15 protein-coding genes are annotated in these 12,075 nt (G+C 55.4%); 4 read left to right on the top strand and 11 right to left on the bottom strand.

Translation table 11 applies throughout. The features are described from left to right. The first annotated feature begins 3 nt into the window (after positions 1–3). The 3 genes from artQ (at position 4) to artJ (ending at position 2,252) form a co-directional block, all read left to right on the top strand. Complete coding sequence (gene artQ, locus AC6I8A_RS07010) at positions 4–717, top strand: arginine ABC transporter permease ArtQ (protein WP_256696071.1); 714 nt, start codon at positions 4–6, stop codon at positions 715–717. 2 nt (positions 718–719) lie between these two features. Next, positions 720–1,388, top strand: coding sequence for an arginine ABC transporter permease ArtM (gene artM, locus AC6I8A_RS07005; RefSeq protein WP_256696070.1), 669 nt, complete (start codon positions 720–722; stop codon positions 1,386–1,388). 132 nt (positions 1,389–1,520) lie between these two features. Further along, a complete protein-coding gene (artJ, locus tag AC6I8A_RS07000) occupies positions 1,521–2,252 on the top strand; it encodes an arginine ABC transporter substrate-binding protein (RefSeq protein ID WP_097094391.1) in 732 nt (243 codons plus the stop codon). Positions 2,253–2,314: 62 nt separating this feature from the next. Here the strand turns inward: artJ and rlmC are convergent, their stop codons facing one another. The 10 genes from rlmC to AC6I8A_RS06950 form a co-directional block, all read right to left on the bottom strand. Continuing rightward, positions 2,315–3,451, bottom strand: coding sequence for a 23S rRNA (uracil(747)-C(5))-methyltransferase RlmC (gene rlmC, locus AC6I8A_RS06995; protein ID WP_497818243.1), 1,137 nt, complete (start codon positions 3,449–3,451; stop codon positions 2,315–2,317). A 48-nt stretch (positions 3,452–3,499) separates the two neighbouring features. Further along, on the bottom strand, positions 3,500–3,967 hold the full coding sequence (locus AC6I8A_RS06990; protein WP_497818242.1) for a YbjO family protein: 468 nt from the start codon (positions 3,965–3,967) through the stop codon (positions 3,500–3,502). A gap of 85 nt (positions 3,968–4,052) precedes the next feature. After that, a complete protein-coding gene (potI, locus tag AC6I8A_RS06985; RefSeq protein ID WP_008102460.1) occupies positions 4,053–4,898 on the bottom strand; it encodes a putrescine ABC transporter permease PotI in 846 nt (281 codons plus the stop codon). Further along, a complete protein-coding gene (gene potH, locus AC6I8A_RS06980) occupies positions 4,895–5,851 on the bottom strand; it encodes a putrescine ABC transporter permease PotH (RefSeq protein ID WP_256696066.1) in 957 nt (318 codons plus the stop codon). The genes potI and potH overlap by 4 nt, the downstream gene beginning before the upstream one ends. Positions 5,852–5,860: 9 nt before the next feature. Next, entirely contained in the window at positions 5,861–6,994 is a 1,134-nt protein-coding gene (gene potG, locus AC6I8A_RS06975) for a putrescine ABC transporter ATP-binding subunit PotG (protein ID WP_158238594.1), read from the bottom strand. Between the two features lie 114 nt (positions 6,995–7,108). Then, a complete protein-coding gene (gene potF / locus AC6I8A_RS06970) occupies positions 7,109–8,218 on the bottom strand; it encodes a spermidine/putrescine ABC transporter substrate-binding protein PotF (RefSeq protein ID WP_008102467.1) in 1,110 nt (369 codons plus the stop codon). A gap of 372 nt (positions 8,219–8,590) precedes the next feature. Next, on the bottom strand, positions 8,591–9,070 hold the full coding sequence (locus AC6I8A_RS06965; protein ID WP_008102469.1) for a type III secretion system chaperone family protein: 480 nt from the start codon (positions 9,068–9,070) through the stop codon (positions 8,591–8,593). Between the two features lie 87 nt (positions 9,071–9,157). Next, positions 9,158–10,060 (bottom strand): 30S ribosomal protein S6--L-glutamate ligase, encoded by a 903-nt coding sequence (gene rimK / locus AC6I8A_RS06960; protein ID WP_293795902.1) that lies wholly within the window; start codon positions 10,058–10,060, stop codon positions 9,158–9,160. Positions 10,061–10,077: 17 nt separating this feature from the next. Beyond that, complete coding sequence (nfsA, locus tag AC6I8A_RS06955) at positions 10,078–10,800, bottom strand: oxygen-insensitive NADPH nitroreductase (RefSeq protein WP_258144846.1); 723 nt, start codon at positions 10,798–10,800, stop codon at positions 10,078–10,080. 16 nt (positions 10,801–10,816) lie between these two features. Continuing rightward, a complete protein-coding gene (locus AC6I8A_RS06950; RefSeq protein WP_265297186.1) occupies positions 10,817–11,068 on the bottom strand; it encodes a DUF1418 family protein in 252 nt (83 codons plus the stop codon). Positions 11,069–11,238: 170 nt separating this feature from the next. Here AC6I8A_RS06950 and AC6I8A_RS06945 point away from each other — a divergent pair, with 170 nt between their 5' ends. Next, on the top strand, positions 11,239–11,502 hold the full coding sequence (locus tag AC6I8A_RS06945; protein WP_256696060.1) for a GrxA family glutaredoxin: 264 nt from the start codon (positions 11,239–11,241) through the stop codon (positions 11,500–11,502). A gap of 33 nt (positions 11,503–11,535) precedes the next feature. On the opposite strand, the gene ybjM is transcribed toward AC6I8A_RS06945, so the two are convergent. Further along, entirely contained in the window at positions 11,536–11,907 is a 372-nt protein-coding gene (ybjM, locus tag AC6I8A_RS06940) for an inner membrane protein YbjM (RefSeq protein WP_256696059.1), read from the bottom strand. Between the last annotated feature and the right edge of the window lie 168 nt (positions 11,908–12,075).

Raw genomic sequence — 12,075 nt, 5'->3', positions numbered from 1 at the left:
CTGATGAATGAAATGATTCCACTCGCAAGCGCCGCCGGTATGACCGTCGGCCTTGCCGTTTGTGCACTGATCTCCGGCCTTGTGCTGGCGATGATTTTTGCTGGTTGGGAATCGGTACGCTGGAAACCGCTGGCGTGGATCGGTACCGCGCTGGTCACGCTGATTCGCGGCCTGCCGGAAATTCTGGTGGTGCTGTTTATCTATTTCGGCGCTTCTCAGCTGCTGCTGACGCTCTCAGATGGCTTCCACATCAATCTCGGCCTGTTCAACATTCCGGTGCAGGTGCAGATTGAAAACTTCGACGTCAGTCCTTTCCTGTGTGGTGTGATTGCGCTGGCGATGCTCTATTCCGCCTATGCGTCACAAACCCTGCGCGGCGCGCTGAAAGCGGTTCCGGTCGGCCAATGGGAATCGGGCCAGGCGCTGGGCATGAAGAAGTCGGCGATTTTCCTGCGCCTGATCATGCCGCAGATGTGGCGTCACGCGCTGCCAGGTTTGGGCAATCAATGGCTGGTTTTGCTGAAGGATACCGCGCTGGTCTCGCTGATCAGCGTCAACGATCTGATGCTGCAAACCAAAAGCATTGCCACGCGCACGCAAGAGCCGTTTACCTGGTATCTGGTGGCGGCGGCAATCTATCTGATTATCACGCTGTTCAGTCAGTTCGTACTGCGCCGCATTGAATTGCGCACCACGCGTTTTGAGCGAGGGGCTTAAGCATGCTGGATTACTTACCCGAGCTGCTGAAAGGGTTACACACCAGCTTGACGCTGACCGTGGCTTCGCTGTTTGCGGCTTTGGTGCTCTCGGTACTCTGCACCATCGTGCTGGCGCTCAAAGTGCCGGTGCTGAATTGGCTGGTGAAAGGCTATATCACTTTGTTCACTGGCACGCCGCTGCTGGTGCAAATCTTCCTAATCTATTACGGTCCCGGCCAGTTCCCCAGCATCCAGAACATTCCGTGGTTGTGGCATCTGCTGTCGCAGCCGTGGTTGTGCGCGCTGCTGGCGCTGTCACTCAACAGTGCGGCTTACACCACCCAGCTGTTTTACGGTGCGGTGCGTGCCATTCCATCTGGTCAATGGCAATCCTGCGCGGCACTCGGCATGAACCGCAAAGATACGCTGCGCATTCTGCTGCCGTACGCCTTCAAGCGCGCCCTATCGTCCTACTCCAATGAAGTGGTGCTGGTATTCAAAAGTACCTCGCTGGCTTACACCATTACGCTGATGGAAGTGATGGGCCACGGGCAGCTGTTGTATGGCCGTACTTACGATATTTCGGTGTACGCGGCCGCGGGCCTGATCTATTTGGTGGTTAACGGCTTGCTAACATTGATGATGCGCTTGGTTGAGAAGCGTGCGCTGGCATTTGAGCGCCGCAACTAATGTCACCACAACAGGCGCCTGAAACGGCGCCTGTTTCCATTTAAATTAATAAGCAAAAATATTGCATATAAATTCATTAACTGGCATCGTGTAACCCGTTCCGTATCTGGCATGGTTTACAGGAGTTACATAATGAAAAAATGGATCGTTGCTGCTGCGCTGGCAACTCTGGCAATGAATGCTTATGCGGCTGAAAAAATCCGCTTCGCCTCTTCCGCAACTTATCCTCCGTTCGAATCCCTTGATCACGATAACCAAATCGTTGGCTTCGATATCGATTTGGCAAAAGCACTGTGTCAGCAGATGAAAGCGGATTGCACTTTCACCAACAACGCCTTCGATAGCCTGATTCCGTCGCTGAAATTCCGTCGCTACGACGCGGTCATTTCCGGCATGGATATCACCGCCGATCGCAGCAAGCAGGTCGATTTCACCCAGCCTTACTACGCTAACTCGGCGATTGTGATTGCGCATAAAGGCCAGTTCACCGACTTCAGCCAGCTGAAAGGCAAACGTGTTGGCGTTGAGAACGGCACCACGCATCAGAAATACCTGCTGGAGAAACATCCGGAGGTGATTGCGGTGGCGTATGACAGCTATCAGAACGCGATTCTCGATCTGAAAAACGGTCGGCTGAACGGCGTGTTTGGTGATACGGCGGTGGTGAATCAGTGGCTGAAGGCCAATGACGATCTCAGCGCGGTCGGCGAGCACATCACCGATACCGACTTCTTTGGCACCGGTTTAGGCATTGCGGTACGCAAAGGCAATGAGCCGCTGCTGAATGAGCTGAACAGCGCGTTAGTGGCGTTGAAAGCCAACGGCACCTGGCAGCAAATCAATCAGAAGTGGTTCCCGGAATAAGCATTATGGGATAGCGTGGCGGGCGCCAGACAGGTTCTGCACGTCCTCCGTTCCGGTGAACGCTACGCTGTTCCGCCCTTCTTGCTTAACAAACACAGCACTTCAAAATGCACGGTATGCGGGAACATGTCGAACAGCTGCACGCGGCTCACGTCATACTCCGCCAGACGCGCAATATCCTGCGCCATGCTGGTGGGATTGCAGCTGGAATAGAGAATGTAATCGGGTGCCATCTCACTGAGATAAGCACACAACTCCGCGCCGATACCGCGACGCGGCGGATTCACCAGCACCAGCTGCGGCACCGCTTCCCGCGACGTGGCGAACTGCGTGGAATCCAGCGCGGCAAAACTCACTTTTTCTAATCCAAGCTGCTGCGCCGACTGCTGCGCACAGGCGATGGCTTCAGCATTGATTTCGATGCCGGTCAGCTGCATCTCCGGCGTGGCGCAGTGCAAACCAAATCCCCCAACGCCACAAAACAGATCCCACATGCTGCTAACCGGCAACTGCGCGACCCAATCACGCGCGGTGGCGTAGAGATCGGCGGCAACCTGTGGGTTGGTCTGGAAGAAGCTTTGCGGGCGGATATAGAGCGGCACCTGATTAAAACGCTCCGCCAGCGACTGATCCGGCGTCAGCGCAATCTCTTCATCGCCTTCAAGAATCGCCATATGCACCGGCTGAATATTGGCGGAGATCACCTTCAGCTGCGGCAGCTGCTGTTGCAGCCACGGCAAGGCATCGCGCAGCTGCTGCAGCTTGCTGGTGGATCGCAGCACAAAACGCAGCATCATGCCGCCCTGGGTACTCTCCGTCAGCAACAGGAACTTCAGCTCACCGCGTTTGCGCGCCACGTTATACGGCGTTAAACCCGCACGGGCGATAAAGGGTTTAAGTAGCGTGAACACCGCGCTGAAGCTGTCGGGATAGAGCGGACAGGCACAGAGATCGACCGGTTCCCCGTCGCGCGCCACCATGCCGAAAATCGGCCGCTCCACGCTACCGCTCACCACCATTTTGGCTTTATTACGAAACCCTTGCTGCGCGGATTCCACCGGCGGCAACCATTCGCCTACCGGCCTCTCAGCCAGCAGTTGTTCCAGCAGCGACTGCTTGTCGTTGAGCTGTTGCGGATAGGATTTTTCCAGCCACTGGCACGAACGACAGCGACCGGCATCATAAAGCGCGCAATGCATGCAAATGCCTGTATTCAGAATCGGGAGAAAAAATGGGGGGCGATTGTATCACCGGTGGCGGAAAAAAGCGCGGCTGCTGGCGGGCACAAACAGCAGCGCTAGCACCAGCACATCCGGCAGCTTTTGCAGCAGCGTGTGATGAATAATTTGCGCATTACTTTCGCCGGGGATGCTGAAAATTTCCGGGTAGATCCAGCCCACCGATGCCATCAACATGTAGATCAGCACAATGATTTGCGTCGCGACATAGCCCCAGCGCCCACGATTGTTGCCGCGCATCAGAATAAAGGCGCAGCGCAGTTCAAACAGGAAAATCAGCTGGCTGGCGATAAAGATCAGCGTGGAATCCCAGGCTTGCGCGCTGCGATGCACTAAATTGGCAAGTTCGTCGTAACCCAGTTCGTTGGCCAGCAGCAACACGCTGAGGCAGCGCGTAATGATGATGGCGCAGCCTGCGACCATCACCGGCACCGGCGTAGCGTTAATCATTGAACCGTTTTTCAGGGTTTCCGACATGGTATTGCTCCGTAACTGAGGTGCGCATAAATGCGCACCCTACGACTTAGGGTCGCCATTAATGGCGACCTTAATGTTACGGCGTTCAGCCACGTTTTGCTTTCTGAATATCGCGTAAACGCTGCTTTTCTTCGTGCGCCATAAAGCGCCAGGCGATAAAACCGACTAAACCGACGACAAACAGTATCAGCGAGGCTAAGGCGTTGATCTCCGGATTCACGCCACGACGCACGGTAGCGAAAATCGCCATCGGCAAGGTGGTCGCGCCAGGGCCGGTCACGAAGCTGGCTATCACCAAATCATCCAGCGACAAGGTAAACGCCAGCAGCCAGCCGGTAACGATAGCGGGCGCGATCATCGGTACGGTGATCACGAAAAACACTTTCACCGGCGTTGCGCCGAGATCCATCGCCGCCTCTTCAATCGAGCGATCCAACTCACGCAGACGCGAGTTAATCACCACCGCCACGTAAGCGGTACAGAAGGTCACGTGCGCCAGCCAGATGGTCAGCATGCCGCGATCGCTCGGCCAGCCAAAGGTATTACCCATCGCCACGAACAGCAGCAGCAACGATAAACCGGTGATCACATCGGGCATTACCAGCGGCGCCGTCAGCATAAATGCGAAACCGTTATGCCCACGGAAGCGACCAAAGCGCACAATCACCACCGCCGCCATGGTGCCAAGCACCACTGCCATGGTGGCTGAGAGCGCGGCGATGGTCAGGCTGAGACCCACCGCATCCAGCATCGCCTGATCCTGGAACAGCACCTTGTACCAGTGGAACGAGAAGTTCTCCCACACCGTGACCAGCGGCGAACTGTTGAAGGAGTAAACCACCAGCAGCAGCATCGGCGCGTACAGGAACATAAAGCACAGCACCAGAATCACGGTGCGCCACGGAGAGCGAATGGTCGGTAACTGGCTCATTCTTTCTCTCCCACGTCACGGTTCTGGTGCTTGTGGAACCAGATAATCGGCAATATCAGAATCAACAGGATGATCACCGCCAGCGCGGACGCTACCGGCCAATCACGGTTGTTAAAGAACTCCTGCCACAAAATACGACCAATCATGATGCTGTCCGGACCGCCGAGCAGTTCCGGGATCACGTACTCGCCGACCGCCGGGATAAACACCAGCATCGAGCCGGCAATAATTCCGCCTTTGGTCAGCGGCACAATCACGCTGAAGAAGGTTTTCAACGGACGAGCGCCGAGATCCAGCGAGGCTTCCACCAGCGAATAATCAATACGCGTCAGCGCGGTATAAATTGGCAGCACCATAAACGGCAGATAGCAGTAAACGATACCGATATACACCGCCGTGTTGGTATAGAGGATCACCAGCGGGTGATCGATCACGCCGAGCCACATCAGGAAGCGGTTAAGAATGCCGTTGTTGTTGAGCAGGCCCATCCACGCGTATACGCGCACCAGAAACGAGGTCCACGACGGCAGGATCACCAGCAGCAGCAGAATAGTGCGCATTGACGGCTTGCTGTGCGCCACCGCCCACGCCAGCGGATATCCGATCATCAGGCAGATAATGGTGGAGATGCCCGCCACTTTCAGCGACGTCAGATACGCGTCGGCATACAGCGGATCGTCGGTCAGTGTGAAGTAGTTTCCGAGGTTGAGCACCAGATTGAGCTCGCCATCGGCCCAGGTGACCAAATCGGTGTACGGCGGAATGGCGCGCGCAATATCGGCGAAACTGATTTTCAGTACGATCAGGAACGGCAGCAGGAACAGCAGGATCAGCCACAGATACGGCAAGGCAATCACCAGCTTACGGCCATGCTGCATCTTAATGCGCGTTGCCCAGCGCTGCAGCGGCGTGCCCACCACTTCGGGCTTGCTGCGTTGAGAAATCTGGCTCATATCGCCCCCTTAAACCGTCAGAACCACACAGCTGTCGGCGTCCCAGCAGAGACGCACTTCATCGCCCCACGTTGGCGCGCCTTTGCGGTAGCGATGGGCGTTTTGCAACTGTGCGCTGATCATCTGGCCGCTGCGCAGACGCACGTGATAAATCGACAGGTCGCCGAGATAGGCGATGTGAACCACTTCACCCACGGCAAAGTTGCAGCCATCGGCTGGGACTTCTTCGCACAACATCACTTTTTCCGGACGGAGCGCCACGTGCACCGGCACGTTATCCACCACGGAAACATCGGTCTGCACTTTCAGCGGATGCACTAAGCCCGGCGCATCAATGATCAGCGCGTCCTCACCGCGTTCGCGCAGCAAGCCTTCAAACACATTCACCGAACCGATGAACTCAGCGCTGTAGCGGCTGGTTGGATGCTCGTAGATCTCTTCCGGCTCACCAATCTGCACGAATTTGCCACGGTTCATGATGGCGATACGGCCCGCCATGGTCATCGCTTCTTCCTGATCGTGCGTTACCATCACGCAGGTAGCGCCGACACGCTCGAGAATATCGACCACTTCATGCTGCATGCGGTCACGCAGTTTTTTATCCAGCGCGCCCATCGGTTCGTCGAGCAGCAGCAGCTTAGGACGTTTCGCCAGGCTACGCGCCAGCGCCACACGCTGACGCTGACCGCCAGAGAGCTGATGCGGCTTGCGCTTTGCGAACTCCTGCATGTGCACCAGCGACAGCATCTCTTCGACGCGGCTAGAGATTTCGCCCTTCGGCAGTTTGTCCTGCTTCAAGCCAAAGGCAATGTTCTGCTCCACCGTCATGTGCGGGAACAGCGCGTAGGACTGGAACATCATGTTGATGGGGCGCTGATACGGCGGAACATGGGAGAGATCCTGGCCATCAAGCACAATCTGGCCGCTGGTTGGCGGTTCGAATCCCGCCAGCATGCGCAGCAAGGTCGATTTGCCACAGCCGGATGCGCCCAGCAGCGCAAAAATCTCACCTTTATAAATGGTCAGACTGACATCATCCACGGCGTGCTGCCCGTCAAAAGATTTGGTCAGATTGCGAATTTCCAGCAGCGGCGTCATCGCCTTAGCCGTTTTATTTGGGGGGCGGGGAATCGCGTCGTTCACTAACATTTCTCCGGCGCTAAAATCGCGCGGCACAGCCAGCCGCTAAAAATGGCACAACAGAGGCCATCACTGCGCCTCTGCTGTCGTCTTCAGGCAATAATCGTTCAGAACGAATTACTTACCACTTTTTACTTTAGTCCATGCACGGGTACGCACACGATCCAGTTTCGGATCCTGGACCTTGAGCACAAACAGTTTGGCCATGGCATCCGGCGTTGGGAAGATGCCCGGATTGTTGCGCACGTCCGCATTGATCAGCGGCAGCGAGGCTTTGTTACCGTTGGCATAGTTCATGTTGTTGGAAACATCAGCGATGACTTTGGGATCCATCATGTAGTTGAGGAATTGATACGCCCCTTCCACATTTTTCGCGTCTTTAGGAATCGCAAACATGTCGAAGAACGCCAATGCGCCCTGCTTCGGCACGATGTAGCCCAGATGCACGCCGTTGTTGGCTTTATCCGCACGATCTTTCGCCTGCAGGATATCGCCCGACCAGCCAATCGCCACGCAGATGTTGCCGTTCGCCAGGTCGTTGATGTACTGCGACGAGTGGAAGTAACGGATGTTTGGACGCAGTTTCAGCAGCAAATCGGTCGCCGCGCCAGAGTAATCTTTCGCGTCAGAGCTGTTTGGATCTTTACCCAGGTAGTTCAGCACGGTAGCGAAGATCTCTTCCGGGGCATCGAGGAAGGAGACGCCACAGCCTTTGAGTTTTTCCAGGTTTTCTGGTTTCAGCACCAGATCCCAGCTATCCAGCGGCACATCTTTGCCCAGTGCGGCTTTCACTTTATCGACGTTGTAGCCGATGCCAGTGGTGCCCCACAGATAAGGAATCGCGTATTTGTTACCCGGATCGTGCTGGGCGACTTTCGCCATCAGATCGGGATCAAGGTTTTTATAGTTCGGCAGCTTGCTCTTATCCAGCTCCTGGAACACGCCCGATTGCAGCTGACGCGCGAGGAAGCTCGACGACGGCACCACCACGTCATAACCGGTGCTACCGGCCATCAGTTTCCCTTCCAACACTTCGTTGGAGTCAAAGACGTCATAAACCACTTTATCGCCGGTCTGCTTTTCGAAGTTCGGCACGGTATCCGCCGCGATATAATCGGACCAGTTATACACATGAACCGTACTACCTTCGGCCTGCGCACCGCCGGCCGCAGCCATCAATGCACCAGCAACCACACCTGACAACCATTTTTTACGTTGGTTGAACATGTTTTACTTCCTCCTGAGCGGGTCATCACAACGCTGCATACACGGCGATCCGGACGTTGCGTTTTCTGTTAAATCACAGGCACACAATGAATCAATATTCAGCGGGAGTTTAATAGCAAAAACCTATACCTGCGCTGAGGTTGCACGTCTCAAGCAGCCCCGCAAGAATAGCCCCCCCGCACCACCTGCACCAGATCCCAGCTTAAAAAACGCCTTTTCGCGATACGTTATGCATGTTTCTGCTATGGGGTTTGGCGTTAGTGGCATAAAGCACGACTAATATCTGGCAATAAAGGGCAAAGTGCAGAATAAAAAGTGGTGGGGCAAAAATGAAAACTGCCGCAAAAAGCGGCAGTTAGCGAGGCGGGGAACTCAGTGCAGCATCGCGTGGCTGCTGGAGCTGGGTTGTCGCTCCTCTTCTTCTTCGACCACCAGCAAGTGGTTAGCAAAGGCTTCCATGATCACCATAGAAACGCCCTCTTCACTCTGCTTCATAAAGTGGGAGAACTGACCGAAGGTTAATCCGGCGCTGGTACTGATCGACTGGCAGACAATCAGCTTCGGCAGATTGTCGTCCTGAATATCAACAAAGGCTTTAATGGTGAGCGAGCTGGCGTTGATCTGCGATAAATCGCCCACCAGCGGAATCAGCGCCGTCGGTTTTACTTCTGCCAGCGCAGAGAAGAGAATAACGTTATCCACCAGGTCAATTTTTGCATCAAACACCCCGTCAAAATTCTGCATATGCGGCAGATGCAGTGCCTGACAGGCATCGCATTCAAACCAGGTGATATTTTGTTGATCCAGCCAGCGACGCAGCACGTCAATGTCCGGAACGACCAGTGAATCCATCGTAATATCCTGTGGGGTGAAGAAATGAGCGCCTTAGCTTACGGAAAAACCGATCTGGATGCCACGAAAACCGCTGAAAAGCGCGGGTTAGCCGCCGGTTTTAGGACGATAGCCGGGGCAAGCGTGCTGCTCAATCCACTCGATCATCATGGTGGCGATATCTAATCCGGTAATGCCCTCAATTCCTTCCAGTCCGGGCGAGGCGTTCACCTCCATAACCAGCGGTCCACGATTTGCGCGCAGGATATCCACGCCCGCCACCTCGAGCCCCAGCGTGCTGGCGGCTTTTACCGCGACATCCCGCTCCTGATCGGTGATGTGCACGGCGCGGGCTTTGCCGCCGCGATGCAGATTAGAGCGAAAATCGCCCTCTTTCGCCTCGCGCTCAATCGCTGCCACCACTTCATTGCCAATCACCAGGCAGCGAATATCGCGCCCTTGCGCCTCCTTGATGAACTCCTGCACCAGAATATGCGCATTGAGGCCACGAAAAGCGTCGATCACGCTCTCCGCCGCCTGGCGCGTTTCCGCCAGCACCACACCGATGCCCTGCGTGCCTTCCACCAGCTTCACCACCAGCGGCGCACCGCCCACCATCGCAATCAAGTCATCGGTATCATCCGGCGAGGAGGCAAAACCGGTGATCGGCATATCAATGCCCTCACGCGCCAGCAGCTGCAGCGAGCGCAGCTTGTCGCGCGCGCGGGTAATGGCGACTGATTCATTGAGCGGATAGCTGCCACGCACCTCAAACTGGCGCAGCACGGCGGTGCCGTAAAAGGTGGTGGCGGTGCCGATGCGCGGGATCACCGCATCAAAATGCCCCAGCGTCTCGCCGCGATAGTGCACCGCCGGTGAATCGGAATTGATGTTCATGTAGCAGGAGAGCGGATCGATGATCTGCACCTGATGACCACGCTCCTCCGCAGCGTCGCGCAGACGCTTACACGAATAGATCGATCCATCGCGGGTGAGAATGGCCATTTTCATTGCAAAGTTCCTTGTGCTTAGCGCGTCGCCCAGCCCTGCTGATGCAGGTAATCCAGTATGAAGGGACGCGTTTCTTTAATAATCAGGCGTTGAATCAGCTGGCTCCAGGTTTCGGAACGCTGGTTGCTATCACGTTGCTGATAATAGGCAGTAATTTGCTCATCGTACTGTGCCAGCACCTTTTTATCGACGGGCTGATAGCTATTTTCATGCACCAGCATCGCTTGCGGCATGCGTGGCTTGACGTCCGGCGCATCAGCCGGATGACCGACGCAGAAGCCGAACAGCGGCAGCACAAACTTCGGCAGTTCCAGCAACTCGGTTACTTCAGCGATGCTATTACGAATCCCGCCAATGAATACGCCGCCAAGGCCCAGCGATTCCGCCGCCACCATGGCATTTTGCGCCATCAGCGCGGTATCAACGCAGCCGAGCAGCAGCTGTTCAGCGCGCCCGAGTTGCGCATCCGGGCAGATCTGCTGATGACGATTGAAATCCGCGCAGAACACCCAAAACTCCGCTGCCGCGCTGACCCAAGGCTGGCCGCCGGTCAGCTGTACCAGCTGCTCGCGCTTTGCGGGATCGGTAATACGAATAATCGAGGAGCACTGCAAAAAGCTGGAGGTCGAAGCCGCTTGTGCCGCTGCAATAATGGCGCTGCGTTGCGCCTCATCAATGCCCTGTTCGGTAAAAGCGCGAATGGAACGGTGGCTGCACAGTAAATCGATAGTCGGCGTCATAAATCCTCTCCGGTGGTTACTTCTTTTTGTTGGAATGATTGAACAATTGTGGAGCCATCGCCTTCGCCGTGCGCCACATCATCATCCATGCGGCAGGCAGCATCAGCGCGATGCCGAGAAAAAACAGCAGCGTCGCCAGCGGCTTTTTCGCGATGAGATCAGGCGCGCTCACCCAATCGTTGGTCAGCAATAATGCCCCAATCACGGCAAGCACGCCGAGCACTTCGAGCAGCAACACGGGTTTCGGTAATCTAGCGAGATCACGCATGCGAAGGTTCCCTTGGCGTTCAATCAGTTTTAGCATCTGCATAGGCAGCAGGTATCAGAATAACAGGTAACTTCTTCTTTCATTAAGCAGGATGGGCGGGCATGATGTGACGCATTATTCACGCTGTGATGTGATTCTAGTCACAAAACAGCAGCGGAAGGAGAGAAGCAATGATTGCAGTGATTTTTGGCCGTTCTAGCTGCCCTTACTGCGTACGTGCGAAAGAGTTGGCCGCCAGGCTCACCAGCGAGCGCGACGATTTCAACTATCAATACGTTGATATTCAGGCCACCGGCATTACTAAAGCCGATCTGGAAGCCCGTGCCGGCAAGCCGGTGACAACCGTGCCGCAGATTTTCCTCGACGATCAGCACATTGGTGGTTACACCGAATTCGCGGCCTGGACCAAAGAAAACCTGGGTATCGAAGCATAAGAGAACGGGCCTGCGGGCCCGTTTTGGCTGGTGCTATTCGGCACGCATCGCCAGCATAATCCGCAGCAAGCGCACCAGCAGCGCTCCACATCCCGCCCAGAACAGCGCACTTAAACTCCAGGCCACAATCAACAAGCCGCTATGCGTGATTGGCACCGCCAGCATTAACCACATCATGCCCAGCAGCGTACCGCCCAGCGCCACCCACAAGGTGCTGATCAGCGGACTTTCCGCCTGCAGTAGCGCCATCAAACATCCCGGCAGTAAAAAAAGCAGTAATTCTGGCTGTCCGCGCACGGCTTGTTCACTGGCGGCGGCCCAGAAATGATGTGCATAAATAAACACCAGCGTATAAAGCATCACGCCCAGAATCGATGCTGGCCAGCGATTATTGCGCTGCAACATAATTATCCTCAACTTTGACGTTAACAATTATGAAACTTTTTCTGCCCTGATGCGCACGACTGGAAATAAAAAGAAACAGCTGGAGGCGAAAGGAATGAAAACTGCCGATAGCTGAGGGTGTTAATTATGATTAGAATGACGCCGCTTTAAATTTCGGCTTGAACGCTT

The sequence above is a fragment of the Pantoea sp. X-Soil-ISGK-275 genome, from assembly GCF_059730795.1.
The sequence above is the reverse complement of the archived record's forward strand: the minus strand, read 5'-3'. Positions and strand labels throughout refer to the sequence as shown.

Coding starts and splice junctions, on each gene's coding strand:
- artQ (WP_256696071.1), top strand. CDS start 4: ATGAATGAAATGATTCCACTCGCAAGCGCCGCCGGTATGACCGTCGGC.
- artM (WP_256696070.1), top strand. CDS start 720: ATGCTGGATTACTTACCCGAGCTGCTGAAAGGGTTACACACCAGCTTG.
- artJ (WP_097094391.1), top strand. CDS start 1,521: ATGAAAAAATGGATCGTTGCTGCTGCGCTGGCAACTCTGGCAATGAAT.
- rlmC (WP_497818243.1), bottom strand. CDS start 3,451: ATGCATTGCGCGCTTTATGATGCCGGTCGCTGTCGTTCGTGCCAGTGG.
- AC6I8A_RS06990 (WP_497818242.1), bottom strand. CDS start 3,967: ATGTCGGAAACCCTGAAAAACGGTTCAATGATTAACGCTACGCCGGTG.
- potI (WP_008102460.1), bottom strand. CDS start 4,898: ATGAGCCAGTTACCGACCATTCGCTCTCCGTGGCGCACCGTGATTCTG.
- potH (WP_256696066.1), bottom strand. CDS start 5,851: ATGAGCCAGATTTCTCAACGCAGCAAGCCCGAAGTGGTGGGCACGCCG.
- potF (WP_008102467.1), bottom strand. CDS start 8,218: ATGTTCAACCAACGTAAAAAATGGTTGTCAGGTGTGGTTGCTGGTGCA.
- AC6I8A_RS06965 (WP_008102469.1), bottom strand. CDS start 9,070: ATGGATTCACTGGTCGTTCCGGACATTGACGTGCTGCGTCGCTGGCTG.
- rimK (WP_293795902.1), bottom strand. CDS start 10,060: ATGAAAATGGCCATTCTCACCCGCGATGGATCGATCTATTCGTGTAAG.
- nfsA (WP_258144846.1), bottom strand. CDS start 10,800: ATGACGCCGACTATCGATTTACTGTGCAGCCACCGTTCCATTCGCGCT.
- AC6I8A_RS06950 (WP_265297186.1), bottom strand. CDS start 11,068: ATGCGTGATCTCGCTAGATTACCGAAACCCGTGTTGCTGCTCGAAGTG.
- AC6I8A_RS06945 (WP_256696060.1), top strand. CDS start 11,239: ATGATTGCAGTGATTTTTGGCCGTTCTAGCTGCCCTTACTGCGTACGT.
- ybjM (WP_256696059.1), bottom strand. CDS start 11,907: ATGTTGCAGCGCAATAATCGCTGGCCAGCATCGATTCTGGGCGTGATG.